Origin of the sequence: Cognatishimia sp. MH4019 (assembly GCF_020177595.1) — a bacterium.
Lineage (GTDB): Bacteria > Pseudomonadota > Alphaproteobacteria > Rhodobacterales > Rhodobacteraceae > JAHTBL01.
Genome location: NZ_JAHTBL010000002.1, coordinates 68,206 through 93,784, shown reverse-complemented (window position 1 = coordinate 93,784; position 25,579 = coordinate 68,206). Strand labels below are relative to the sequence as shown.

Sequence of the window (25,579 nt, the reverse complement as noted above, 5' to 3'; positions counted from 1 at the left end):
AATGAGCGAATGGGCCGCAAAACGCTTTTGGAAAGAGACCACGGTGCAGCCGGAAGGGACAGGTTTTTCCGTGCGCCTTGATGGGCGCAGCATCAAGACGCCCGCCAAGACGGCTTTGGTTGTGCCAAGCGAAGCACTGGCGCAGGCCGTTGCGGGCGAGTGGGATGCTCAAGGCGAAAAAATCAATCCGATGTCGATGCCCGTGACCCGCTCTGTGAACGCGGCACTCGACAAGACCGGGCGGCAACATGCGGACGTGGCGAATATGATCGCGGAATACGGCACCACTGACTTGCTGTGCTACCGCGCCGACAGCCCGGTCGAGTTGATTGCGGCGCAAAATGCTGCGTGGGACCCGTTTCTTGATTGGGCCGAAACGGCCCTAAGCGCCCGTTTAAAGCCCGTTTCTGGCGTTATGCTTGTGGCACAGGACGCTGATGCCCTGCGCAATCTGAACGCGCGTGTGCACCAGCTGGATGCGTTCGAGCTGACGGCGTTTCATGATCTGGTGAGCCTGTCAGGCTCTCTGATCCTCGGATTTGCGGCGATTGAGGGGCACACACCGCCCGAAGATCTTTGGCATATTTCAAGGGTTGATGAGGACTGGCAGATCGCACAATGGGGCGAAGACGAGGAAGCCTCGGCGCTGGCTGAGGCGAAGCGATTGGCCTTCTTACATGCGTATCGTTTCTACAAACTGATGCATAATGAAGATGTTGCGCTCAATCCCTAGGCGATTCAAGCGCATGACGCAGGGGAAAGACGGTGGTTCCTCCATTTCTTTTGATGATCCATGCCTTGACCTTCTTTGATGAATTTGCCCACACTTGCGCCACTGAGGGAGAAGACTACCTTCATCGTATCGAACCCGGCCGGGACAGGCCGGACGAACCTCCCCACTCACGGGGGGACAATCAGGAAGAGGTAAACATGAAAACATCCGTATTTATTGGCGCGTTGACGGTCGCTGGCCTTTCGGCTGGCGTTGCTGCTGCTGGCACGCTTGATGACGTGAAAGCCCGTGACATGCTCAATTGCGGCGTGACCACTGGCGTTCCCGGTTTTGCTGAGCCCGACGCGAACGGCGAATGGCAGGGCTTCGACGTGGCTGTGTGCCGCGCGGTTGCCGCAGCTGTTCTGGGCGACAGCACAAAAGTGCAGTTTGTGCCGACCACCGGTAAGACCCGCTTCACAGCGCTGGCCTCGGGTGAGATCGACATGCTGGCCCGGAACACAACTTGGACTTTCTCGCGCGATGTCGACCTGAAATTCGAATTCATCGGCATCAACTACTATGACGGTCAGGGCTTCATGGTCCCGTCCGCTCTGGGCGTTTCGTCCGCCAAGGACCTTGATGGCGCAACGGTTTGCATCCAGACCGGCACCACGACCGAGCTGAACCTCGCGGACTTCTTCCGCGCCAACAACATCAGCTATGAGCCCGTGCCGATTGAAACCGGTGCAGAAGCTGTTCAGCAGTATCTGGCTGGCGCATGCGACGTGTACACCACCGACGCCTCGGCACTGGCCGCTCAGCGCGCCAACTTCGAGACACCGGGTGACCACGTTCTGCTGCCCGAAATCGTCTCGAAAGAGCCGCTCGGTCCGCTTGTTCGCCACGGCGACAACGAGTGGGGCGATGTCGTTCGCTGGACCCTGAACGCGCTGATCACAGCTGAAGAGCTGGGCGTGACCTCGGAGAACGCTGAAGAGCTGGCCGGTGGCACCGACAACCCCGAAGTGAACCGCCTGCTGGGCACCGAAGGCACGCTGGGCGAGATGCTCGGTCTGGACGCCGAATGGGCCAAGCGCGCAATCATGACCGGTGGTAACTACGGTGAGATCTTCTCCACCAACATCGGCGAAGAGACCCCGATCGGCCTTGCCCGCGGTCTCAACGCACAGTGGACCGATGGTGGCCTGATTTACTCGCCGCCGTTCCGGTAAGACGCTTACGGTTTGGGGCGCGGCTGGAAAGGCCGCGCCCCTTTCCATTCAATGATAATAATCTTCGGCCCCAAGAACGGGACAACCCGTCAAGAGAGACCGAGGGCGCTTCAGGGAAGCACATATAATGACCATTGCGACTGACCCTCCGAAGGAGTCATTCCGCCTGTCGATGTTGATCAACGACACCCGGTATCGCTCCTATACTTTCCAGGCTATTGCAGTTCTCGCGCTGATCGTGATTTTCTCGATCCTCGGGAACAATCTTGCGCAAAACCTTGCGGCAGCGGGCCTGAATATTTCCTATGAATTCCTGGGCGATCCAGCTGGATATGACATCAACCAGCAGCCGATCCCCTATGACAGTCAAAGCACGCATATGCGGGCCTCTATCGTGGGTGCGCTGAACACGCTGATTGTGGCGTTTCTGGCCTGTGTGACGGCGACGATCTTCGGTGTGATCGCTGGTGTTTTGCGCCTGTCGAACAACTGGATCATCTCGAAACTGATGAGCCTCTATGTCGAGGCCTTCCGTAACGTGCCCGTGCTGATCTGGATCATCATCATCTTCACGGTGACGGCCAATGTCTTCCCGCAGCCTCGCGATTTCCGGGGCGATAATCCGACCGCCAGCATGGTCGGCGATGCGGTTGCCTTCACCAACCGTGGTGTCTACGTCCCCAAGCCGGTCTTTGAGGCGGGTGGCTGGATCGTCGTGGCGGTCTTTCTGGCGTCCATCGCCGGTATCTTCCTGTGGCGTCGTTACGCCCGGAAGGTGCTGTTTGATACGGGCCGCATCGTGCCGGTCTTCCTGCCGTCGCTGGCCATCTTCTTTGTGCCTGCGCTGCTGGCCTATTTCATCCTCGGTCGTCCGATTGGCCTGGAATATCCCGAATTGCGGGGCTTCAACTTCCAAGGCGGTTTAACCATCCGTGGCTCATTGATCGCGCTATGGTTCGCTTTGGCGATCTATACAGGAGCTTTCATCGCCGAGAACGTGCGTGCCGGTATCCTCGCCGTCTCCAAAGGGCAGACAGAGGCGGCCGCGGCGCTTGGTCTACGCTCGGGCCGGATCATGAACCTTGTGATCTTGCCGCAAGCGCTTCGCGTCATCATCCCGCCACTGATCTCGCAATATCTCAACATCACCAAGAACAGCTCGCTGGCGATTGCCGTGGGGTATATGGACCTGACCGGAACGCTGGGTGGCATCACGCTGAACCAGACCGGACGCGCCATTGAATCCGTTCTTCTGCTGATGCTGTTCTATCTGACATTCTCGCTGACGATCTCGGCGCTGATGAACGTCTACAACAACTCGATCAAGCTGAAGGAGCGGTGATATGAGCGACACACATGCACAAACCGTCGCCTTCGTGCGGCACACCGAAATCCCACCAGCCCCGCCGCCGCCCGGTCAGACCGGTGCGGTCAAGTGGATGCGCGAGAACCTCTTTTCGGGGCCGTTCAACACGATCATGACCCTTCTGGGTGTCTACATCGTTTACACGCTTGTCGTCGGCATTTTCCCTTGGATCGCCAACGGTGTCTGGGGCGTGGACAATATCCGCGAGTGTCGCGAGATCACTCAAGGCAATGGCGGCGCGTGTTTCGCCGTGATCGAGCAGCGGTGGCAGCAACTTCTGTTTGGCTTTGAGTATCCCAGTTCCGAGTATTGGCGTCCGACATTTGCGTTTGTTCTGCTCTTCGTGGCCGTTGCGCCGGTTCTGTTCCTGAACCTGCCGCGCATCATGCTGGCCTTCACGGGCATCTACCCGTTTCTTGCGTATTTCCTGATCTGGGGCGGCACGATCCTGATCCCGATCACTGCGCTTCTGGGTTTCGTCGTGGGCTACTTTGCCTTCAGACGATTGGAGCGGAACAGCTTTGCAGCGGGCCTTTTCGGGGCCGTTGCTGCTGCGCTGATCACATGGTGGGTCACGGGCTTTCTTGTCCAGGCGGCGCCGAACTTTCTAGCGCTGCCAGAGGTCGCAAGCCGGAACATGGGGGGCTTTATGCTCAACATGATCCTTGGCACGGTCTGCGTTTCGCTGTCGCTGCCCATCGGCATCGCGCTGGCGCTGGGTCGTCAGTCGCATATGCCGATCATCAAGTGGATCTGCGTGATCTTCATTGAGTTTATCCGGGGTGTGCCGTTGATCACTTTGCTGTTCGTGGCGAACGTGGTTCTGGCGTATTTCTTCCCGCCGGAAACCTCGCTCGACCTGATCTTGCGGGTGATCATCATGATCACGATGTTCTCGTCGGCCTATATCGCCGAGGTGATCCGGGGCGGTCTGGCTGCCTTGCCGCGCGGTCAGTATGAAGCCGCAGACAGCCTTGGCCTGGATTACGCACAGGCCACGCGCCTGATCATCATGCCGCAAGCGTTGAAAATCTCGATCCCCGGGATCGTGAACGTGGCGGTGGGTCTGTTCAAGGATACCACGCTGGTATCGGTCATCTCGATGTTCGATCTGGTGGGCATGATCCGCGGACCGATCCTGTCCTCGACCGACTGGGCGGGCGTTTACTGGGAGCTGTGGGCCTTTGCTTCGGTCCTGTTCTTCGTCGTCTGCTACGGCATCTCGCAATATTCACAATGGTTGGAGCGCAAGCTTCAGACCGGCCACCGCTAAGGAAGGGCTGAAAACATGAACGAAACAGCTGCAATGCAAGTCTCTGACGAAGTCGCAATCGACATTCAGGGAATGAACAAATGGTATGGCACCTTCCACGTTCTGCGCGACATTGACCTGACGGTTTTTCGCGGAGAGCGGATCGTGATTTGCGGGCCGTCCGGCTCGGGTAAATCGACGCTGATCCGCTGCATCAATGCGTTGGAAGAGCATCAGCAGGGCTCCATCACGGTGGACGGAACATTGCTGTCATCCGATCTCAAGAATATCGACACGATCCGCTCGGAAGTCGGCATGTGCTTTCAGCACTTCAACCTCTTCCCCCATCTGACGATCCTTGAGAACTGCACGCTGGCCCCGATCTGGGTGCGCAAGACGCCCAAGAAGGAAGCCGAAGAAACGGCGATGCATTTCCTTGAGAAGGTGAAAATCCCCGATCAGGCGCTGAAATATCCCGGCCAGTTGTCCGGTGGTCAGCAGCAGCGTGTGGCGATTGCCCGTTCGCTGTGCATGCGTCCGCGTATCATGCTCTTTGACGAGCCGACATCGGCGCTGGACCCGGAGATGATCAAGGAAGTTCTGGATACCATGATCGAGCTCGCGGAAGAGGGCATGACCATGCTTTGCGTGACCCACGAGATGGGCTTTGCCCGTCAGGTCGCCAATCGCGTGATCTTCATGGATGCGGGTCAGATTGTTGAGCAGAACGAACCCGAAGAGTTCTTCAACAACCCCAAATCCGAACGCACCCAGCTGTTCCTCAGCCAGATCCTGGGCCACTAGGTCAAGACACGGAGCGCCCCCTGAACGGGGGCGCATTCCAATTTTTATTGAGGCTCTGCCTCAAACTCTGCGGTATTTCAGGACAAAAGAAGATCAGTCTGTCAGGTCCCTTGGGACGATGAAAGTCTGTGCTGTTGCCTGAGCGAACTGCGCTTGAATCCAGTCTGAAATGTCGAGCGTCGCGATCAGTGTGGCCGCTGTCGGATAGCGCCAGAAATCGGGATGGGTGGGCGGCGTTTTGACAAGCCGCTCAGCGAAATCAGCGATGCCGGGGTTATGGCCGATCATCATCACGGTGTCGCCCGCCGCTTCTTGAAGAACGCTGAGCATCATGTCTGCGGTCGCGTGATAGAGGCGTTTTTCAAAGCGAATATCGGCCTCCAGCCCTGTCAGCGCCCATGTCTCAGCGGTGCGGTTGGCACTCGAGCAAAGTGTGAGGTCGGGTGCGAGGCCTTGTGCCGTGATCCAGTTGCCGATGGCAGGCGCTGCGGCGCGGCCCCGTTTGTTAAGCGGGCGTTCGAAGTCGGGCATCAGCGGGTCGTCCCAGTCGGACTTTGCATGGCGCATCAGGATCAGGGTCTTGATCATAAAAATGCTTTCATATGGAAGGCTGATTGGGTCGAGGGGCGGTCAAAGGTTTGGCTGATCGGGCAAGCGAGGCGCACAGCGCAGCCCTGGTGCAAGCAAGGCGGCGCATCTGCAAGATAGATTTTGCAGCGCGGCACGTCATAGCCCTGTGGCGTCAGTGCACCGACAGGGCATGCTGCGGTGCAAGGGGCCGGGCAGGTAAGGCATGGATTTTCGACCGCGGGCGGCAGATTCAACCGCTCTCTTAGCGCCAGCGCGCCGCGGAATGAGATCATCAGCCCTTGTTCCGCGTGCACCAGAAATCCCACGGGCGAGGAAAACGCCCGACCGCTGCGCAAGGCCCAAGTGTGAAACGGTTGATGGGGCGGCCCGCCAAAAGGGAAAAGCGCTTTGGCCCCGAGATCGCAGGCCCAGCGGCCAATAATCTGACGCGACCAGCGGTCCAAGGGGTCAGGCGCGCCATCATTGAAGGCGGCGCTTTGAGTGAAGATGTCCCAAAACCGCGCGCCATCAGGTGCAAGCAGGAGCAGTGTTTCGATATCTTTTGGAAGCGCGTCTTCGGGCTTGGGATGAAAGCTGCCAGCGATGGTCAGACCGCGCGCGTTGGCTTCTGCCTCCAGCTCATTCACGCGCGGATCAGGGAGCCTGCGCCGTGATCTGTGAAAAGCTCCAGCAGGCAGGCATTGGGCGCGCGTCCATCCAGAATGACCACCGCGCGGACGCCGCCACGGATCGCCTCAAGCGCAGTTTCGGTCTTGGGGATCATGCCGCCTGCAATGATGCCATCCTTGGTCATGGCCTCGATCTGGAGCGGCGTCATTTCGGTCACGACATTGCCTTCGGCGTCTTTCACGCCGTCCACATCGGTCAGCAGTAAAAGCCGGTCGGCCTTCAGCGCGGCGGCAACGGCGCCTGCGACCGTGTCGCCATTGATGTTGAACGTCTCGCCTGCGCGGCCTGCGCCAAGCGGTGCAATCACGGGGATCATATCATCGCGGAACATCGACTGCAGTACGCTGGGGTCAATGTCATTGGGCGCGCCTACGAGACCCAAAGCCGGGTCCACCGGGTCGCAGGTGATCAGATTGGCGTCTTTGCCAGAGAGGCCAACCGCGCGGCCCCCCTGCGCATTGATCGCCTGCACGATGCGCTTGTTGACGCGGCCTGACAGGACCATCTCGACCACCTCAATGGTGGCCTCGTCCGTCACGCGCTTGCCGTTCACGAACTCGGACGTGATCTCAAGCTTGTCGAGCATCTGATTGATCATCGGGCCGCCGCCATGGACGATCACGGGGTTCACCCCGACCTGCTGCATCAGCACGACATCGCGGGCAAAGCTCTCCATCGCTTCGTCGCTGCCCATGGCGTGGCCGCCCAGCTTGATGACGACAATCGCATCGTCATAGCGCTGCAAATAGGGCAGGGCCTGGCTGAGCGTGCGGGCGGTGGCGATCCAGTCGCTTTTCATAGCAGTCTGTTGTCTCATGCTGTCCTCTTGAGCGCATCGTTAGTCGGTTCGCGCCCATGTGCCAAGGGGTGCGTTGCGTGTTGGGCTGCGGCTGCTAGAGTCGGATCAGAAAAGGAGCCCGAAGCATGAGCGATTCAGACAGCGTAAAAACAATGCTGCTGACGGGGGCCTCCCGCGGCATCGGCCACGCGACGGTCAAACGGTTTTCAGCGGCTGGGTGGCGCGTGCTGACCTGTTCGCGACAGGCGTTTGATGCGCGCTGCCCGTGGCCCGGCGGGGAAGAGAACCACATTCAGGTCGATCTGGCCGACCCGAATGATACGATCAAAGCGATTGAAGTCGTGAAGTCGAAGATTGACGGGCGGCTTGATGCGTTGGTGAACAATGCAGGGATTTCGCCCAAGGACGACGAAGGCGGGCGTTTGAACACGCTTGAGACGGATTTGCGCACATGGGGCAAAGTCTTTCATGTGAATTTCTTTGCGTCTGTCGTGCTGGCGCGGGGGTTGAAAGACGAATTGTCGGCGGCCAAAGGATCGGTTGTGAACGTGACCTCGATCGCGGGTGCGCGGGTGCATCCTTTTGCCGGGGCCGCGTATTCGACATCAAAAGCGGCTCTGGCTGCGCTGACGCGTGAAATGGCCCATGATTTCGGGCCTTTGGGTGTGCGGGTGAATGCGATTGCGCCGGGAGAGGTGGAAACCTCTATCCTTAGCCCGGGCACAGAGAAAATTGTCGAAGGCCTGCCTCTACGGCGGCTTGGGCAACCGTCCGAGGTGGCAGATGTCATCTATTTCCTGTGCTCGGATCAATCGAGCTATGTGACTGGCACCGAGATCGAAGTGAACGCAGGCCAGCACGTCTAATAGGTTTTGTGCTTGCTGTGCGGTCGCTGGAGGGGCCGACCTGAGGGTCGGCCCAGCTTATTTTGCCAACGTCTTTTCGCCGAGAGAGGCGGTTACTCCGAAACGGTGATCGTAATCACGTCCGAGGTCACTGGTGGATTATGCGGAACGTGGCCGTGATCCCCAAGCACCAGTTGCAACGTGTGCTCGCCGGGTGGCAGGTCCAGCGTGGTCTCGGTCTGACCGCCGCCGAAATGGATGTGGTTCTCGTCAGACGGAATGCCCAACTCAAACTCTTCAGCGCCGAACTCGCCCTCGCCAAGGGGCGGACGGTTGATGAAGATATGGTGATGCCCGGTCATCTCTTGCTCAACCCCCGCAGGGGCGACGCCCATGCCACGCAGGCCAAACTGGACGGTCACGGGCGCTGTGACTTCGGCGCCGTCCTCAAGACCGATAAAGTATAGCTCTGCATCGTCCGGGGCAGGCGTATCTTGTGCGAAGGCGGCGCCTGTCAGCGCAGCGGCGGTGATCAAACCGGTCAGCAAATGTCTCATGATTGGTCCTCCCATTACTCATGTTAGATGACGTAGGGGAAATATTGGCTAAGTCGAGCAGGGCGAGGACCACATGAGCCACGCGATAGGTTGCGGCGGGTTGGCAGCGTTGACTTGCGCTCAGTTGAACGCTTTCACGAAGCCTTCTGCCAAACGACCACGCGGCTGCGATACTCCTTGTTGGTGCGCCACCAGTTCAAGGTCTCGCGGATCTCGCCTTGGCCGTCCAAAGCGCGGTTCAACAAGGTCTTCAGCCCATCTAACGTGGCCCCAACCGGGTCAAGCGCATTGGCCGCGTCGGGCGTCTGTCCTTTCGTATGATCGAGCAGGAGAACGCCACCTGGCTTTAGGGATTTCGTCCAACTGTCGAAGGCTTTGGCTGGGTCATAGGCATGATCCCAACTGTTGGAGTAGACGAAGTCCGCCTTGTCATGCCAGTCGGGATTGTCATCCTGAAAATCCCACTGAATCGTATCGGGAAACTGATCAGCGGTGTCGGAAATCTCGGTTCCGATAATCGTAGGTGAGCCTGGGAGATGCGCCTTGAACCAGGCTTGCTCCTGACCGCGCCGTGTGCCGTGACACAAGCCGAAATCCACTGTCTCGAAAATCTCGCCCAGATACGTGCTGAGCCCGATGATGTGACTTTCCTTAACGAACTGCATGCGCAGTTTGGCTTTGTTTCCAGCTACTTGAACGTCGCGATAGGTCTCGTAATCTGGGTAGGTGTGCGTGACGATCCCGTCTTCTTCAACGCGTATTGCCCCGGCTTTCTCTTCGGCCTCCTTCAAGGCGCGTTTGAACGGTCCCAGTTTCTTCTCTGCCATCTGCCCAACCCTGCGTTTTGCGTTGTTTGGCTGTATTACAACCCTGCATGCCCCGGCATTGTCTAATAAAAATGCTAAATGCCAACCGTTTTGCAGCGGGAGCGTGCAATTGGGCGACATGCCATTGCCGGGCTTTTGTGCTTGGCATAGGCTGGCATGGGTGATCCTTGGGGTAATCATGACTGGACCTGCGATTTGAGTGTGCTTTTGACGGTCGATGGGCTGAGCAAAGCCTATCCGGGTGTTATCGCGAATGATGATGTGTCCTTCTCCATCGAGCGTGGGGAAGTTCATGCTTTGCTGGGCGAAAACGGCGCGGGCAAGTCGACCTTGGTCAAGATGATCTACGGCCTGGTGCGCCCTGACAGTGGTGCGATGACGTTGAGCGGCGCGCCTTTTGCGCCGCCAGAGCCACGCGCCGCACGGGCTGCTGGCGTGGCGATGGTGTTCCAGCATTTCAGCCTGTTCGAGGCATTGAATGTTGCTGAGAACATCGCGTTGGGCATGGAAAATCCGCCCCCCCTTCGCGATCTTGCCCGCCGCATCACCGAGGTGAGCGAGGCTTACGGGCTCCCGCTGGACCCGGCCCGTCTGGTTGGCCATCTCAGCGCCGGAGAGCGTCAGCGGGTCGAGATTATTCGCTGCCTTTTGCAGGATCCCAAATTGCTGATCATGGACGAGCCGACCAGCGTTTTGACACCGCAAGAGGTCGATATTCTGTTCGCCACCTTGCGTAAGTTGAAGGCGGAAGGCACCGCAATTCTCTATATTTCTCATAAACTTGAGGAAATTCGAGCGCTGTGTGACAGCGCCACGATCCTGCGGCGTGGCAAGGTTGTGGCGACCTGCGATCCGCGCAAGAAAACCGCGCGTGAGTTGGCCGAGATGATGGTCGGCAAGGTATTGCAGCAAACCAAGGCCAGCGGGGCTGATCTGGGCGATGTTGCGCTGGAAGTGCGGGGCCTCTCCCTGCCGCCTGCCACGCAGTTCGGCACGCCGCTACGCGATGTCAGCTTCGAGGTGCGCCAAGGTGAAGTGCTCGGGATCGGTGGGGTCGCTGGCAACGGGCAGGACGAGCTGCTGGCTGCGCTATCCGGCGAGCGTGGCACGCGGGAAGGGGTCTTTTTGAACGGGCAGCCGATCAGCAAGTTGGGGCCAACCGCCCGGCGGCGCGTGGGTATTCTCAGCGGTCCGGAAGAGCGCTTGGGCCATGCCGCAGCGCCCGATATGAGCCTGACTGAGAACGCGTTGCTGACGGGTCATGTCCGCGAAAATCTGGCGCGTAACGGATTTCTGGATTGGCGCAAGACACGGGCCTTCGCAGAGCGGGTCGTTAACGAATTTGACGTGCGGACGCCGGGGGTCAGTTCGGTTGCGCGCGCCTTGTCTGGCGGCAATCTGCAGAAGTTCGTGATCGGGCGCGAGGTGCTGCAAAACCCGGACGTTTTGATTGTGAACCAACCCACTTGGGGCGTTGATGCCGCCGCGGCTGCCGCGATCCGGCAAGCACTTCTGGACTTGGCTGGTCAAGGCAGCGCCGTTGTCGTCATCAGCCAGGATTTGGACGAGTTGATGGAGATCAGCGACCGTTTTGCCGCATTGAACGGCGGACGCCTGAGCGAGGCCGTGCCAGCGGCAGGTTTGACGCTCGATCAGATCGGCCTGATGCTGGGCGGTGCCCATGATATGGAGCCCGCATGATCACGCTTGAACGCCGCCCCGAACCTTCGCGCATGTGGCAGGCTTTGACGCCGGTCCTCGCGGTCGTGTTAACCATGATCGCAGGCGGTTTACTATTTGCATTGTTGGGCAAGGACCCGTTCGAGGCGATCCGCACGATCTTTTGGGATCCGCTTTTCAACCCGCAATTCGCCAGCTATTCGCGCCCGCAATTGCTGGTGAAAGCAGCTCCGTTGATCTTGATCGCCATCGGTCTGTCGCTGGGCTTTCGCGCGGGCATCTGGAATATCGGGGCTGAGGGGCAATACATCGTCGGGGCCATTTGCGGCGCGGCTGTCGGCCTTGCTTTCTACCCGACGGAGGCGATTTATATCTTCCCTCTGATGGTTCTCGCAGGGGCTATTGGTGGCACGCTTTGGGCGATGATCCCCGCGGTTTTGAAGATCAGATTTGGCACCAACGAAATTCTCGTGTCGCTGATGCTGGTCTATGTGGCCGAGCAGCTTTTGGCCTCTATGGCCTTGGGCGCACTCAGAAATCCTGACGGTGGCGGCTTTCCCGGATCACGCAATTTGCAGCAATACCCCTCTGCTGCGAACCCCGAGCTGATCGCAGGCACCGGCGCGCATTGGGGTGTTGTCGCGGCCTTCATCGCTGTGATCGCGGCGTATGTTTTGCTGAACAAGCACTTGCTGGGCTATCAGATCAAACTGACAGGCCAAGCCCCGCGCGCGGCGCGGTTTGCGGGTGTCAGACCGAACGTCTTGATCGCGCTGTGCCTTGGGATTTCCGGCGGCCTTGCGGGCCTTGCGGGCCTTTTTGAGGTGTCCGGCCCCGCAGGCCAGATCAGCATCGACTTCAACAGTTTCTATGGATTCACAGCCATCATTGTAGCCTTCCTTGGCCGCTTGCACCCTATCGGCATCCTGCTGGCCGGTTTGCTCATGGCGTTAACCTATATCGGCGGGGAGTTGGCACAGTTCATGCTGGGCATTCCATCGGCGGCGATCCAAGCGTTCCAAGGGATGCTTTTGTTCTTCCTGCTCGGCGTCGATGTGCTGAGCAACTTCCGCATTCGGATTAAACCAAAGCAGGTGGCGTGATGGATCTTAGCTCAATCAACCCGCTCATTCTGCTGGCCTCGCTGATGGTCGCGTCTACGCCGATCCTGCTGGCGGCCATAGGTGAATTGGTCGTCGAAAAATCCGGCGTTTTGAACCTTGGTGTCGAAGGCATGATGATTGTCGGGGCCGTTACCGGGTTTATTGCGGCGGTCAATCTGGACTCGCCGACGTTGGGCTTTATCGCCGCTGCACTAGGCGGTGCCCTACTGTCGCTACTCTTTGGCTTTCTGACCCAGGTACTGCTGTCGAACCAAGTCGCCACGGGTCTCGCGTTAACCTTGTTTGGCCTCGGCATCGCCGCGCTGATGGGGCAGAACTATGTCGGTATCCGCGCGCCCGCGACCTCAGATGTCCCCCTTGGCCCGCTTGCAGATATCCCGGTGCTAGGCCCGGTCCTGTTTCAACATGACGCTATGATTTATATCTCTATCGGGATCGTTGCCGCGGTCTGGTATGTTCTCACTAGAACGCGCGCGGGTCTGATCCTGCGTGCGGTCGGTGAAAGCCACGATGCCGCCCATGCGCTGGGCTACAAGGTCGTGCGCATTCGCCTGATGGCGATTGCTTTCGGTGGGGCCTGCGCGGGCCTCGGCGGCGCTTACCTCAGCCTTGTGCGCGTGCCACAATGGACCGAAGGCATGACCGCTGGCGCAGGCTGGATTGCGCTGGCCATCGTCGTTTTTGCAAGCTGGAAGCCGTGGCGCGCGCTGCTGGGTGCCTATCTTTTTGGCGGCATCACCGTCTTGCAGTTGAACTTGCAGGCGGCGGGCCTCAAAATCCCCGTCGAATACTTGTCGATGAGCCCGTATCTGATCACGATCCTCGTGCTTGTCATCATGTCCCGCGACCGCACGCGCGCTGCCTTGAATGCGCCCGCGGCGCTGGGAAAACCGTTCCACGCCTCAAGCTGAGGCGACAACCTGGGAGAACCAAATGAACCTGATGAAAACCCTTCTTGGTGCCGTCGCGGCCGCCGCTATCGGTGGCGCTGCAATGGCCGAAGACCCGCTGAAAGTGGGCTTTATCTATGTCGGCCCGATTGGTGACGGTGGCTGGACCTATGAGCACAACAAAGGCCGTTTGGCCGTCGAAGAGCATTTCGGTGATGCGGTCGAAACCGTCTTCCAAGAAAGCGTCCCGGAAGGCGCCGATGCAGAACGCGCAATGACGCAGATGGCGCTGTCGGGTGCTGATCTGATTTTCACCACGTCCTTTGGCTATATGGACCCGACGATCAACGTGGCTGCCAATTTCCCCGATGTGAAGTTCGAGCATGCGACCGGCTATAAGCGCGCCGACAACGTGTCGACCTACTCCGCGCGCTTCTATGAAGGCCGCGCGATCCAAGGCCATATCGCGGGCAAGATGACCGAGACGAACAAGATCGGCTACATCGCGTCCTTCCCGATCCCCGAAGTTATCCGCGGCATCAACTCGGCCTATATCCACGCCAGCCGGGTGAACCCCGACGTCGAGTTTAACATCGTCTGGGCCTACACTTGGTTTGATCCGGCAAAAGAGGCCGACGCCGCAAATGCGCTGATCGAACAGGGCGCTGACGTGATCTTGCAGCACACTGACTCGACCGCACCGCTGGCGGCGGCGCAAGCCAAAGGCGGCGTGATCGGCTTCGGTCAGGCCTCTGACATGAGCGAATACGCCCCGTTCCCGCGCGTCTCTTCGATCATCGATGACTGGGCGCCTTACTATATTGCGCGCGTGCAGGCCGTCATGGACGGCACATGGGAAAGCACGGACACATGGGACGGCATCGGCCCGGGCATGGTCGCGATTGGTGAGATCACCGACGCAGTTCCGGCTGAGGTTGCCGAAGAGGCTATGGCCATGAAAGAGGCGCTGGCCGACGGCAGCTATCACGCGTTCACTGGCCCGATCAACAAGCAAGACGGCACCGTCTGGCTGGCCGAAGGCGAGACCGCTGATGATGGCACGCTGGCTGGCATGGACTTCTATGTTGAAGGGATCACGGCAGAAATTCCGAACTGATCTTGCAGCATTTTGATGAAGAAAGGCGCGGTGTTCTCCGCGCCTTTTTTCGTTTGGGCGGGAACTTGGGCGTAGCTGTCCCGTTGGTCTTTTGAATGCTCATCCTCAACGAAAGGCCATCTTATGAACATCCTTATGATCCTCACATCACATGATGAAATGGGGGATACCGGTGAGAAAACCGGTCTCTGGCTCGAAGAATTTGCAGCACCGTACTATGTCTTCAAGGACGCAGGGGCGACGATCACGCTGGCCTCCCCAAAGGGTGGGGCCGCGCCGATTGATCCGCGCAGCGAGACCGATGATGCCCAGACCGAAGACACGAAACGCTATTACGAGGACGATGCCGCCAAAGACGCGCTTTCGAACACGGTGAAGCTGTCCGAGATTCAGCCGGACGAGTATCACGCCGTTTTCCTGCCGGGCGGTCATGGCCCGATGTTTGATCTGGCCCGTGACGAAGAGTCCAAGCGCGTTATCCAAGCGTTCCAGATCGGCGGGCGACCGATTGGTGCCGTATGCCATGCGCCCGCTGCCCTGTTGCAAGCGCAAGACATGGACGGTCGCGCCATGTTGTCGGGCAGCAAGGTCACCGGCTTTTCAAATGCAGAGGAAGAAGCGGTTGGCTTGACCGATGCTGTGCCGTTCCTGCTGGAGGATGCTTTGAAACAGGTCGGTGGCACCTACGAGAAAGGTGAGAATTTCGAGCCTTACGTGGTGACAGATAGAATGCTTGTGACGGGTCAGAACCCGGCATCTTCTGCGCCGACCGCGAAGGCGTTGCTAGAGCTAATGGGATAGCCCCTAGAGAGTGCGCCCCAAGAAACGCCCGCCGCTTGATACCGGCGGGCGTTTTAGTCTTGCTGCACCTCATCCAGCGATACCGCGACACACGCACCTGCGACGCAAATGCAGGCGAAGACCAGTAAGACCCAGGCCGTTCCAATCCAGTCGGCCAAAGCGCCAAAACCGCCGCCTGCCAGTAAAGCTGCTCCAATCAGGCTATTTGAGATGGCCGTGTAGCGCGCGCGTTTTTCATCCCCGACCATATCCGTCAGGTGCAGTTTTCGCCCAGCGCGCACTCCTTCATAGGCAATTTGTGCCACAAAGATCGCAGTGGCCCATGCGAGCGTTCCACCAAGCATGCCCCATGTCAGCGAGATGCCCCCGGTTGCCGCAAAGACGACCGCAGCCAGAAGTCCACCAAGAATAAGACAATACCTGCTGGAACGGTCCGCAATGCGCCCCCAGACATAGCCCGAAACGATGGAAGCCAGTGCGGAGGCGATGACCAGAGGACCCAAATCACCTAAGCCGGAGCGTTGCTGTTCAGACGAGAGCAAGACGATGAAGGGCGGCGCAAGCGCGGTCACTGAAAGAAGCGCCCGCGCGGCTATGAAGCGACGCAACTGCGCGTCGCTGAGAAGTGGCTTGACCAGCTGCGTCAAACCCGCCTCTTCTGACGCGTCTGGTTTGCTTTTCGGCTCGTTCAGGGTCAGGAAAAGCGCCGATGAGATCAGCCAGAACCCGGCAGCGATCAGGATCGCCACGGCGAGTGTGCCTGTTTCAAGTGGCACCAATCCGAATGAGAGCAGGCCGCCAAACAACAAGACCGCACCGGCTGCCGCGCTGGACGCAAGCCCTGTGACGGCCCCGCGCCGCGTCTTCGGGATCGTTCGAGCCAGCGCATCTTTATAGCTGACCGACGACGCGGCACGCGCCAAGGCGAGCAGCCCCAACAACGCAAGGATGGTCCAGCCCGCGACAGCGCCGCTATAGATCAAGGCGACAATTCCGATGCCTGCAGCAGCCAGGCCTTGCAGTGCGGACCCGGTCGCCCAGAATGTCTTGCGTTGTGGGCTGCGCTCCACATAGCGGGCAAGGGCGAGTTGCGGAAGAAGTGCGCCGGCCTCGCGCACGGGCACCAAGGCACCGATTGCGGCGCCGGGCGCGCCAAGGGCATTCAGTAACCAGGACAAGACCAGTTTCGGATCAATCAGCCCGTCCGCCGTTTTTGTCAGGATCAGCGAGGTTGAATGAACCAGGCCGTTCCGGGCCTCGCCGTCTTCCAGATCATCGGATTTGGTACTTGTCAGGGTGGCATAGGCGCGTTGCAAAACCATTGCGATATGTGGACTCCTGCGGGGGGTGCGATAGGGTAACTGACGCAAACGCGGAAACTCATGTCGCGGTTCCCAAGCCAGCGAGGATAACCATGTCGAAATACGGCCCCTCCCGCGGGGAGGCGATCTTTTTCCTGATTTTCGGATTGGCGCTGATCGCGTTCTTCATCGTCGGCGTGATCGCCACTTTGATGATGGGAACTTTCAATCCCGCATGGGTCGAGGTCGGCTTGTTCGGCGGGGGCTTCGCAGTCTTCGTGATCTATAGATCATTGAAAGCGCTTAGAAATTCACCGTTACCCCCGGAAGATTAAGCGCTGTCATCAGGTCGCGCAGCTCTTGGCGTGCGGCCACGTTCGAGATGTTGAGCTGCGTCACGCCAATGTCCTTTAGATCCAGCAAGGTCAGCCCGCGCGGAAACAGTTCGCGAAAGATCACACGCTCGTTAAAGCCGGGTGCGGTGCGAAATCCGATCCGTTTGGACAGCTTGTTCAAGGCGGCAGCCATCTTCTTCTTGTTGACCATGTTTTGCGCGCCCAGACGGTTGCGCACAACGATCCAGTCGATGGGCTCCAGCCCCGCCTGTGCGCGTAGCTGGCGGGCGTTCCAGACCATCTCGGAATAGACAGACGGGCCAAGGATCTTCTCGGCATCGCCATCCACATGGGCCAATAGGTCAAAGTCGATAAAACTGTCATTGAGGGGTGTGACAAGCGTGTCAGCCAGTGAATGCGCGACCTGTGACAGGCGCGTATGCGAGCCGGGACAATCAATCAGGATGAAGTCGCTATCCGGTGCCAGCGTCGCCACAGCAGCGGACAGACGGTGGTCGAAGATATTCTCGCCGGGTTTCAGGCTGTCTTTGTCAATTTCGGGCAGGTCGCGATAGTCGGGCGTGGCCAGTTCCAGCCCTTCTTTCTGCGCCGTTTTCTGGCGGTTCTCGACATAGCGCCCGAAGGTTTTCTGCCGCAAATCCAGATCCAGCGCGCCGACCTTATGGCCCATGCGCACCAGTGCTGTAGCGACATGCATCGACACGGTCGACTTGCCTGCGCCGCCCTTTTCGTTTCCGACAACAATGATATGTGCCACTGCCCTTACCCCTTTGGCTTATAAGCCTTTGGCAGTCGTTATAGGCGGATTTTCAGGCGCGGGGGAAGGGCGAAAACCCCCTCAGGCAGCTGGACGGGCCGAGTTATATTGCGGGCTTTGCACAACGCCTTCATCAAAGAGCTGGGCGATTTCGGTGTCGGTCATCCCAACCACGTCACCCAGAATTTCTTCCGTGTGCAGTCCCAGCGCGGGGGCGGGTTGCGGCGGCAAGCGTCCGCTTTCGGAATATGTAACGGGGCTGGCAGGCACCGGAAACGCGCCGATGCCGGGTTGTTGCATCGTTTCGAACATCGGATTGTCGGGGCCAAGGTCCGGGTCAGTTGCGACAGCCTCCTTGAGCGTCTTGAACTCGGACCATGTGAGGCCAGCGCGGTCGAACTCATCGCGGAATGCGGCGACAGGGCGGGCCGCAAACCATGGCTTCAGCGCCGCGGTGATCTGTGCGCGATATCTCCAGCGTGTGCCTTCGTTGCGCAGATCAACACCGTGACGCGCCTCGATCGCGGCCATCGCATCGGCACTGTCGGTGGCACGCACAAGCCCGCGCCATTGCCGATCCGTCAGGCCAATCACCATGACGCGTCGACCGTCGGCGCAGATAAAATCCTGCCCATACGCCCCATAAAGCGCATTGCCCGCTTTGGTGCGTTCCTCTTCATTCAGGATCGCGTCCCCGATCATGCCCAGATGACCCAACGTTGCAGCCGCCACGTCCTTTAGTGACAGCTCTACATCCTGCCCGCGCCCGGTGCGCAGGCGGTGCCGCTCTGCCGCAAGAAGGGCTGAGACGCACATATTGCCTGCGATCAAATCCCAGGCAGGCAAAGCGTTGGCGACGGGTGCATCGCTGCCTTCGGGGCCGGTGATATGCGGAATGCCAAGCGCTGGGTTCACCGTATAATCAACCTGGGGACGCCCATGGCGGTCCCCGGTCAGGGTCACGCAAATCAGATCTTCGCGGTGTTGCGACAGGGTTTCGTAATCCATCCAGCCGCGCACACGCAGGTTGGTCAGAAAAAGCCCTGCATCCTCGCCCGGTGCGGTGATGATCTGTGTAATAAGCTCTTTGGCGCGAGGGGCTTTCATATCGACGGCGATGGATTTCTTGCCTTTGTTCATACCCGCCCAAAAGAGGCTTTCTTTACTTGGCGACAGGGGCCAGCGTCCGGCGTCCAAGCCGCCGCCGATACGGTCGAAACGGATCACCTCGGCGCCCATCTGGGCTAAGGTCATACCCGCCAAGGGAACTGCGACAAAGGCCGAGCCTTCGACCACGCGCATGCCATTCAGAACGCCGTTTTGCATCAGATGTCCTCCCAAGTTGCTGTGCCTTTGAGGGTCTGATGACCCTCTGCCGCGCCGATGGCGACGTCGATCTGACCACCGTCTTGGCGGGTGCCATAAATCTGCAGATCAGCGCCTGCGAAAAGTGGGTGAATGCCGCGATACTCGAACCGGTCCGGAGTGCTGCCACCCAATTCGACGGCCATCTGCATCGCCAGCGTCGCTTGCAATGGGCCATGCACGACAAGGCCCGGATAATGCTCTACGTCGCGAGTGTAATCGAGATCGTAGTGAATGCGGTGCGCGTTGAAAGTCAGCGCAGAATAGCGAAACAGCAATGTTGGCGGGACAGGTATGCTGCGCTGCGCCGTTGAGTTTTCAGGCACAGGAGTTTTGCGCGGCGGTGTGTAAGCTTCCGGAATATCGAGATAAACAATATCCTGACGTTCCCTGATCGCGACGCCTGCCTCGCCGCTGATCTCATGGTCAACGGTTACAAAGCTCATGGGACCGGTGGGGCCGTCTTTCTCTGTAATGCTGCGAATGGTCGAGGACTTGGTGAGCTGCTCATCCACGTGCAACGGTGCTTTGAACTCCAGAGCGCCGCCCGCCCACATCCTGCGAGAACGACCAAGATCGGGAAGAAAGCCGCCAAGCTTGGGATGCCCGTCGCTGCCAAGCTCTGACATCGGTGCGGTTGGCGGAAAGGCCATCCAATGCCACAGTGCGGGCATGGGGGTGCCTGTGGCTGGTGCGGACGCGGTCGAAGGCGCGAGTGTTGCATGAATCTGCGCGGCAAGTTGTGTCGAAACCCCGCCTTGGGCGATTTCGGTGCGCGCTTCAAACATCTTTGTGTGATTTTGCTCCATACAACTCTCCCTTTTTGTAAATTGAGGGAGAAATCAGAAAAAAGCAAATGAATTTAGATACTTAGAGGAATACCGTTGCATACAAATAAGAGATTTCGCATATGCAGCATCGGGGTTTCTTGTTGGAATCTCTGAAAGATTTCCTGTTTTGTGCGGTTGCAGCATGGGCTTTGGAAAACGCGCATAATGCTGTGCGGTGCTTATGGAAAAGGTGCTTCTGACCCCGTCTTCACCGTGTGTATAGAATCGGCAAGGGAGCTGTCATGCCCCGTGCTTTCCGCGTCTAGAGGTCAATCGTGATGATTGCATCTTTGGTGGCGGCGCGCGACTGGCACAGGATAATGGCGCCCTCGCGTTGGGCCTTGGAGAGGACGAAATCGCGATGCTCTACCTCTCCTTGCAGCAGGTTGCATTTGCAGACACCGCAAATCCCGTCCGAGCATTTCACATCGACCGGGATGCCGTGTTCGATCAGGACATCTGTTGCGGATTTGTCGGCGGGCACATAGAGGTCCTGACCGGATTTTGCGAGATGTAGCGTAAACGGGTGGTTCACATAGTCCGGCTGTTCGGGGACCGAGAAATATTCCAGATGCTGTGCGTCTTCCGGGAACCCCGCAGCTGTGGCGGCCTCTAGAACGGCTTGCATATAGCGGTCCGCGCCGCAGGTATAGACATGCGCGCCGGGCGTGTAGGCGAGTGCTGCGCTAAGGTTAATGCGGGTACCTTCATCGGAGATATGAAGCTGCACCTTATCGGCCCAGGGAAATTCGGCGATATCGTCCAGCAGTCCCATCTTGCAGCGGCTTCGGCCCGAATAATGCAGCACAAAATCTCGCCCAGCTGCGTGCAGCTCATGCGCCATCGCGATCAAAGGCGTCACTCCGATCCCGCCGCCCATCAGGATCGTTTTCTGCGCGGTCGGGTCGAGAGGGAAGTGATTGATGGGCTTAGAAATAAAGAGCCTCCGCCCTTCGTTAAAGATGCGATGCATCAGCTTGGACCCGCCGCGCCCGTCTTCTTCTTTAAGAACGGCAATTTGATATAGACTGCGATTTTTTGGGTTTCCTGACATGGAATATTGACGCAAGAACTCTGGTGCGATGACGATATCCAGATGTGCACCGGCTTGCCATTCGGGTAAATCGCCACCTGCAACAGGCTGAAATTCGTATTTCATCACGCCTTCTGCGGTGGCCTCCGCCTTGGTGATTTCGACTTGAATGACGGGGCTGTCGCCTTCGGCTGTGTAGACATGCAGAACACTGTTATCGCCGCGCTTTAAGCGGGCTTTGTATTCATCGGCGGTCACCATCGCCTGATAGGCTTCGATCCCGGCCTCACGGTCCATCGGGAACGGGTAGGGGTAAGGATGCGGGGCCAGAGGGGCGGGATAAACCGCAAGCGTCTGGTCCTCGTATTTCAGGGCGAGGTCCTTTTGCAGCGCGCGGGCATTCACTGGTTTTTCCGTGGGGCGATAGCCGCCGTCCTCGGCAATCTCCAGATCCCACCACCATTTCTTGACCGGATTCAGTGTGCCATTATCCGCCACGTCATCGAGCTTGGCCAATGCAGGCGCAAGTTGGGGGATATTCATTGCCGCCCAGCGGAACGGCGTTTCCTTGAACAATCCCTCAAGGTTCCAAGGACAGGTCTTCATGCACCGCCCGCACATCGCGCCGCCTTCGGTCGTCACGCGGTATGTCGCGCATTTCTGGCTGTCGGATTTCCAGATCTCATAGCCATTGAACATCAGCTTTGGCCCAGCCGTGATCGCGCCGGACGGACATTCGCGCGCGCATTTGTTACAGCTTTTGCAGAAGGTCTGCAGACCAAAGTCGATGGGCTTGTCATGAGCCAGCGGCAGGTCGGTAGTGATGGTGCCGGACTTCAGGCGTGGGCCAAGAAACGGGTTCAGGATTACCTCGCCAATTCGGCTCACTTCACCCAGACCCGACAGCAGCAAAAGTGGCGGTTGCAGCACTTCGCCATCCATCACCGTATGTGCCTTGGCGCTGTAGCCGAGGTTGCGGATTTGCTTGGCGATGACGCCGCCCAGCAACGAAAACCGCAAATAGGCGCGCATGGATTGGGCAACGGCTATCCAGTCATCGCCAGACGAACCCTCCATCGTCTCGTAGCCCTGATCAATGATCATATTAATCGCCTGGTCATGGGGCGGATCAATCGGTGCGCCGCGGGCGTCGTGGCTATACCATGCCCAATCTGGACAGCGCGACAGGCCAACCGCGTCGGCCCCCAACCAATAGCTGGTCGCTTTGATAAGGGCCGCCGCCTCGTCCGGAGAGAGCGGCACTTTCTGCGCCGCAGGTTCGCCATCTTGAAGTAAAACAAAAGCCCCAAGAGCGCGGCGCTGGGCCATCGACGGGGCGGCCTTGCGAACGTAATGGCCGCCTTTCGCGGCGTCCTGCATCTTTTTGCCCATGTCGCCAAATTGGCCGCGGGCAAACAGATCAGCGCGTTTGGGAACGCGGGGCACGTTCGGCTCGTCGATATAGGTGGTGGGCGTGTCGACCCGTTTGAGCGTTTCAAACGGATGCGCGCCATCAACAAAACGGCGCTTGGCATAAGGCACCGCGTTGGTCGCATTCTTGCGCGCGGCTGAGCCAATGCGCCACACGGCGCCGAAAGCTGATTTGGGCTGATCGCCACGTGGAGCCAGCGGTTGATCCGGGGCAAGCTCAAAGGTTGTCGTGACAGCAGCAAAGCCAAAGCGTGTGCCGATATAAGGATGTGTTAGCGCGCCGTTTTCGATCGTGGCTAGGCCCGCCGCAACGGCCAGCTGGTTCAGATCGACATCCGCGCTGGCGACAGTATGCCCCCGCGCCGGATATCCCAGAACGCGCAGATAATTCGCCAGAACGATGGCCGTTTCGGCGGCCAATAGCCCCGCACGGTGCGCTTGGGCGTCTTTTATCCAAACGGTGCCGGCTTCATCAATCTCCGGCGCGCGGGGGTTCTCATAAAGCAGGACGAGGGCGTGGGTATGGCCGTCAATCGTGGCTGCTGGGGCCTCCATCGACTCTTTCAGGTCGGCCATAATCATGTCGATGCCCGAGGCAAGCGTCTTGGTCTGCCGGGTTTTCAGATCATGGGCAAGCCGGTCAATATCGGGGTTGGCGAATGGAGCTTTAAGGACAGCTGTGCCGGGCACAGCGCAGATGCCGACATCGGCGGCGTCGGCAAAATAGCCGAACGCTTTGAGGTGATGCGCGCGTATTTGCGGATCGGTCGGAGCTTCGGCCACGGCGCGGTTCACAAAACCGTCGCGGATCGCGTCAAGCATCGCTTGATGCTCGCGCATGGCATTCAGGATCGAAAGCGGATCCTCTGGTCGATCAAACGAAAGCTGCGGCGCAGGTGGGACGTCGGACAGATCGACCTTTGCGCGCCGTGACAGGCGTTCTGTCGGATAGGGGCCCATATGCACGGGCCTGTTTTTATCAGAGAAAAGGCGCATTGGGTGTCTAAGTAAACTGATCCCAAGGCCGTGGGAAATGAAAACGGCCCCGGAGGCGATCCGGGTCAGCCCCGCCAGGAACGACTTAATACCGAAGCCAAGCTTTTGAACCACGCCAAGGATAGTCGCACCCACGGCAACACTGTCGATCAGGTGGCCAAACCTGTCCGACAGCGATGGACCAAAAAGTGGCGCCGACGTTGACTGGATTGTCATCGGCGCGCCGTGCCGACAGTTCAGATCGCGTGATCCCTACGGCGCGACGCGCGCGCTGAAATAGGCGTAGATCTGCGCGGTGTCCTTGATTTTGATGTCGTCAAAGACCGCCTCGAGCGCCTTGAGCTGCTCTTGAGTGCAGATGCCGATGATTTCGCCTGAGGGCCAGGATCAAAGCGGCCATGGCGAGGGTCACGAACAGCAGGGATCCGGTGTCCAGCAACGCCGTCATGGCGCTTTTCTAGAACCGTTCGGAACTTGTGACGAGCAGAACTGCTGCCGGGATCACCCAAGGATTGCCTGGCAAGATCGCCGCCGCCAACATGCCGGTCGCGATCAGGCAAAGCCCACCGAAAAGCCAGGACGGCGCGCGAAGCGCGGTTGTCATATCGACACCTGCTTCCAGCAAAAGCGCACTCATCCAGTATTGCAGGGGCGGCTTGTTGAAGGTGACTTGCTGGTTGCTATAGACGTTCCACCAATCGCCTTGCCGCTCGAAAGCGGTGATGCGGTCAAGGGCCAGATATTCATCGTAGTGACTGATCTCGCCCAGAGAGATCATCGAGGCGTGAAAATAGGTCACCCACAGCCCCAGCAGAATCGCGATCAAGATCGCAAAGGAACGGTCCGTTTGTCCGGGTAGGCGGAATTGCAAAACTGAACCTTTCAAGACGTTCGATGCTTGGCAGGTGTTTGAACCATCTCGGCGCAATCTTCAATTCACTCGTTGGTCACAGGTCTGAGTGGCCCGGTTCCGGGTCGTGACAGCACAGGCACAGCTTGTTGCCATCCGGATCGCGCAGATAAGCGCCGTAGAAATCCACGTGGTATTGCGGCCTCGGACCGGGGGCACCTGCATCGGTACCGCCTTGAGCAAGACCCGCGGCGTGGCCGTCACGAACGGCAGCGCGGTCGGAGGCCATCAACGCAATCATGGTGCCATTGCCGACGCTGGCGGGGGCGTCATCCTCTGGCAGACCCACCACGAATAGAGGGCGGGGCACGTCTTTGGGGGTCCAGCCCATCCACGCGTCCTCGACCACAACGAGGGACCAGCCAAGGGCCTCCATCAATGGGGCGTAGAACTGACGCGCGCGGGTGAGATCGGATGTGCCAAGGGTGATATGAGAAATCATGACACCCGTTATAACGGCTCCCCGGAAATGACGCGCATGAAAAAAGCCGCCCCGGTCGAGGGCGGCTTTCTATTCTCAAACGGATTGGGCTGCTTAGAAGCCGAACCCGTCGTACTTGTTCTTGAACTTCGACACGCGGCCACCGGTGTCCATCAGGCGGGTGTTGCCGCCAGTCCACGCGGGGTGCGCGGAAGGATCGATGTCGAGCGACAGGACAGTGTCTTCTTCGCCATAGGTCGAGCGCATTTTCACAATGTCACCGTTGGTCATTTTGACGTCGATGAAGTGATAATCGGGGTGGATGTCTTTTTTCATCGGGGTACGTCCTTATGCCTCGGCGCCCTTGGGCGCGCGGTAGTTGGTCTGCTCGGCGATACGCGCGGATTTACCACGACGCGTCCGCAGGTAATACAGCTTGGCGCGGCGGACACGGCCACGGCGCACAACGGTGATGCTGTCGATATTGGTCGAGTGCAGGGGGAACACACGCTCCACACCTTCGCCGAAGGAAATCTTGCGCACGGTGAACGACCCGGCAATGCCTTTGCCGTTGTTGCGTGCGATACAGACGCCTTCGTAGTTCTGCACACGGGTGCGCGTGCCTTCGGTCACTTTGTAACCGACGCGAACGGTGTCACCCGCTTTGAAATCGGGGATGTCTTTGCCAAGCTCTGCAATTTGCTCGGCTTCGAGTTGTGCGATCAGGTCCATCGCTAGTCTCCATTAATGCTCACGGTTGATCCGCGAAGATGTGCGCGCGCTCAGAGCTCTTGGTCTTGTTCCGGGTCCACCGCAGTGCCCGCCAGAGATCAGCACGTCATTCCTTTTTGCGTCCGCGTTTGACCCCATTTCAGGCGGGCAAGCCCCGCTGCGGCCAAAACAAACGAAT

At 58.9% G+C, this 25,579-nt stretch carries 26 protein-coding genes; 12 read left to right on the top strand and 14 right to left on the bottom strand.

Annotated elements, in window-relative coordinates; genetic code table 11:
• Window position 1 precedes the first annotated feature (1 nt).
• From KUW67_RS03585 to KUW67_RS03565, 5 genes are all read left to right on the top strand, one after another.
• Entirely contained in the window at window positions 2–733 is a 732-nt protein-coding gene (locus KUW67_RS03585; protein WP_224823912.1) for an ATP12 family chaperone protein, read from the top strand.
• A gap of 197 nt (window positions 734–930) precedes the next feature.
• Complete coding sequence (locus KUW67_RS03580; protein WP_224823911.1) at window positions 931–1,947, top strand: amino acid ABC transporter substrate-binding protein; 1,017 nt, start codon at window positions 931–933, stop codon at window positions 1,945–1,947.
• A 127-nt stretch (window positions 1,948–2,074) separates the two neighbouring features.
• Window positions 2,075–3,289, top strand: a complete 1,215-nt coding sequence (locus KUW67_RS03575; RefSeq protein ID WP_224823910.1) for an amino acid ABC transporter permease — start codon at window positions 2,075–2,077, stop codon at window positions 3,287–3,289.
• A 1-nt stretch (window position 3,290) separates the two neighbouring features.
• Window positions 3,291–4,586, top strand: a complete 1,296-nt coding sequence (locus KUW67_RS03570; RefSeq protein ID WP_224823909.1) for an amino acid ABC transporter permease — start codon at window positions 3,291–3,293, stop codon at window positions 4,584–4,586.
• Window positions 4,587–4,601: 15 nt separating this feature from the next.
• Complete coding sequence (locus tag KUW67_RS03565; protein WP_224823908.1) at window positions 4,602–5,369, top strand: amino acid ABC transporter ATP-binding protein; 768 nt, start codon at window positions 4,602–4,604, stop codon at window positions 5,367–5,369.
• A 93-nt stretch (window positions 5,370–5,462) separates the two neighbouring features.
• Here KUW67_RS03565 and KUW67_RS03560 read toward each other — a convergent pair whose 3' ends face one another.
• Genes KUW67_RS03560 through argB form a run of 3 tightly spaced genes read right to left on the bottom strand, consistent with a single transcriptional unit; the run spans window position 5,463 to window position 7,428 of the window.
• On the bottom strand, window positions 5,463–5,957 hold the full coding sequence (locus KUW67_RS03560) for a histidine phosphatase family protein (RefSeq protein WP_224823907.1): 495 nt from the start codon (window positions 5,955–5,957) through the stop codon (window positions 5,463–5,465).
• Window positions 5,954–6,586, bottom strand: a complete 633-nt coding sequence (locus KUW67_RS03555; RefSeq protein ID WP_224823906.1) for a ferredoxin — start codon at window positions 6,584–6,586, stop codon at window positions 5,954–5,956. The genes KUW67_RS03560 and KUW67_RS03555 overlap by 4 nt, the downstream gene beginning before the upstream one ends.
• Entirely contained in the window at window positions 6,583–7,428 is an 846-nt protein-coding gene (argB, locus tag KUW67_RS03550; RefSeq protein ID WP_224824374.1) for an acetylglutamate kinase, read from the bottom strand. Before argB ends, KUW67_RS03555 begins: the two co-directional genes overlap by 4 nt.
• Window positions 7,429–7,553: 125 nt before the next feature.
• Between argB and KUW67_RS03545 the strand changes: the two genes are divergently transcribed.
• Complete coding sequence (locus KUW67_RS03545) at window positions 7,554–8,294, top strand: SDR family NAD(P)-dependent oxidoreductase (RefSeq protein ID WP_224823905.1); 741 nt, start codon at window positions 7,554–7,556, stop codon at window positions 8,292–8,294.
• A gap of 92 nt (window positions 8,295–8,386) precedes the next feature.
• On the opposite strand, the gene KUW67_RS03540 is transcribed toward KUW67_RS03545, so the two are convergent.
• Together KUW67_RS03540 and KUW67_RS03535 are read right to left on the bottom strand one after the other, a co-directional pair.
• The gene (locus tag KUW67_RS03540) at window positions 8,387–8,830 is read right to left on the bottom strand and encodes a DUF4399 domain-containing protein (protein WP_224823904.1); all 444 of its coding nucleotides are present in this window, start codon (window positions 8,828–8,830) and stop codon (window positions 8,387–8,389) included.
• 134 nt (window positions 8,831–8,964) lie between these two features.
• On the bottom strand, window positions 8,965–9,657 hold the full coding sequence (locus KUW67_RS03535; protein ID WP_224823903.1) for a trans-aconitate 2-methyltransferase: 693 nt from the start codon (window positions 9,655–9,657) through the stop codon (window positions 8,965–8,967).
• Between the two features lie 156 nt (window positions 9,658–9,813).
• Between KUW67_RS03535 and KUW67_RS03530 the strand changes: the two genes are divergently transcribed.
• The 5 genes from KUW67_RS03530 (at window position 9,814) to KUW67_RS03510 (ending at window position 15,269) form a co-directional block, all read left to right on the top strand.
• Window positions 9,814–11,358: an ABC transporter ATP-binding protein gene (locus KUW67_RS03530; RefSeq protein ID WP_224823902.1), complete on the top strand. Its 1,545-nt coding sequence runs from the start codon at window positions 9,814–9,816 to the stop codon at window positions 11,356–11,358.
• Window positions 11,355–12,440, top strand: coding sequence for an ABC transporter permease (locus KUW67_RS03525; protein WP_224823901.1), 1,086 nt, complete (start codon window positions 11,355–11,357; stop codon window positions 12,438–12,440). Before KUW67_RS03530 ends, KUW67_RS03525 begins: the two co-directional genes overlap by 4 nt.
• Window positions 12,440–13,372: an ABC transporter permease gene (locus tag KUW67_RS03520; protein ID WP_224823900.1), complete on the top strand. Its 933-nt coding sequence runs from the start codon at window positions 12,440–12,442 to the stop codon at window positions 13,370–13,372. The genes KUW67_RS03525 and KUW67_RS03520 overlap by 1 nt, the downstream gene beginning before the upstream one ends.
• A gap of 22 nt (window positions 13,373–13,394) precedes the next feature.
• Complete coding sequence (locus KUW67_RS03515; protein ID WP_370634878.1) at window positions 13,395–14,468, top strand: BMP family ABC transporter substrate-binding protein; 1,074 nt, start codon at window positions 13,395–13,397, stop codon at window positions 14,466–14,468.
• 123 nt (window positions 14,469–14,591) lie between these two features.
• Entirely contained in the window at window positions 14,592–15,269 is a 678-nt protein-coding gene (locus KUW67_RS03510; RefSeq protein WP_224823899.1) for a type 1 glutamine amidotransferase domain-containing protein, read from the top strand.
• A gap of 53 nt (window positions 15,270–15,322) precedes the next feature.
• On the opposite strand, the gene KUW67_RS03505 is transcribed toward KUW67_RS03510, so the two are convergent.
• Window positions 15,323–16,591: an MFS transporter gene (locus KUW67_RS03505; protein WP_224823898.1), complete on the bottom strand. Its 1,269-nt coding sequence runs from the start codon at window positions 16,589–16,591 to the stop codon at window positions 15,323–15,325.
• A 92-nt stretch (window positions 16,592–16,683) separates the two neighbouring features.
• Here KUW67_RS03505 and KUW67_RS03500 point away from each other — a divergent pair, with 92 nt between their 5' ends.
• Window positions 16,684–16,905 carry a hypothetical protein gene (locus KUW67_RS03500; RefSeq protein ID WP_224823897.1) on the top strand — a complete coding sequence of 74 codons (222 nt, stop codon included), beginning with the start codon at window positions 16,684–16,686 and terminating at the stop codon, window positions 16,903–16,905.
• On the opposite strand, the gene KUW67_RS03495 is transcribed toward KUW67_RS03500, so the two are convergent.
• The 8 genes from KUW67_RS03495 to rplS all read right to left on the bottom strand — a co-directional run bounded on the left by KUW67_RS03495 (window position 16,874) and on the right by rplS (window position 25,401).
• Window positions 16,874–17,683, bottom strand: coding sequence for a division plane positioning ATPase MipZ (locus KUW67_RS03495; protein WP_224823896.1), 810 nt, complete (start codon window positions 17,681–17,683; stop codon window positions 16,874–16,876). The two genes, KUW67_RS03500 and KUW67_RS03495, sit on opposite strands and share 32 nt — an antisense overlap.
• An 81-nt stretch (window positions 17,684–17,764) precedes the next feature.
• Complete coding sequence (locus KUW67_RS03490) at window positions 17,765–19,009, bottom strand: CoA transferase (protein WP_224823895.1); 1,245 nt, start codon at window positions 19,007–19,009, stop codon at window positions 17,765–17,767.
• Entirely contained in the window at window positions 19,009–19,857 is an 849-nt protein-coding gene (locus KUW67_RS03485; protein ID WP_224823894.1) for a MaoC family dehydratase N-terminal domain-containing protein, read from the bottom strand. The genes KUW67_RS03490 and KUW67_RS03485 overlap by 1 nt, the downstream gene beginning before the upstream one ends.
• 283 nt (window positions 19,858–20,140) lie before the next feature.
• Window positions 20,141–23,578 (bottom strand): reductive dehalogenase, encoded by a 3,438-nt coding sequence (locus tag KUW67_RS03480; RefSeq protein ID WP_255596711.1) that lies wholly within the window; start codon window positions 23,576–23,578, stop codon window positions 20,141–20,143.
• Between the two features lie 217 nt (window positions 23,579–23,795).
• Window positions 23,796–24,224: a hypothetical protein gene (locus KUW67_RS03475; RefSeq protein WP_224823892.1), complete on the bottom strand. Its 429-nt coding sequence runs from the start codon at window positions 24,222–24,224 to the stop codon at window positions 23,796–23,798.
• A gap of 61 nt (window positions 24,225–24,285) precedes the next feature.
• Complete coding sequence (locus tag KUW67_RS03470; protein ID WP_224823891.1) at window positions 24,286–24,690, bottom strand: VOC family protein; 405 nt, start codon at window positions 24,688–24,690, stop codon at window positions 24,286–24,288.
• A 93-nt stretch (window positions 24,691–24,783) separates the two neighbouring features.
• Window positions 24,784–25,005 (bottom strand): 50S ribosomal protein L31, encoded by a 222-nt coding sequence (gene rpmE, locus KUW67_RS03465; protein WP_224823890.1) that lies wholly within the window; start codon window positions 25,003–25,005, stop codon window positions 24,784–24,786.
• A gap of 12 nt (window positions 25,006–25,017) precedes the next feature.
• Entirely contained in the window at window positions 25,018–25,401 is a 384-nt protein-coding gene (gene rplS, locus KUW67_RS03460; RefSeq protein ID WP_224823889.1) for a 50S ribosomal protein L19, read from the bottom strand.
• Between the last annotated feature and the right edge of the window lie 178 nt (window positions 25,402–25,579).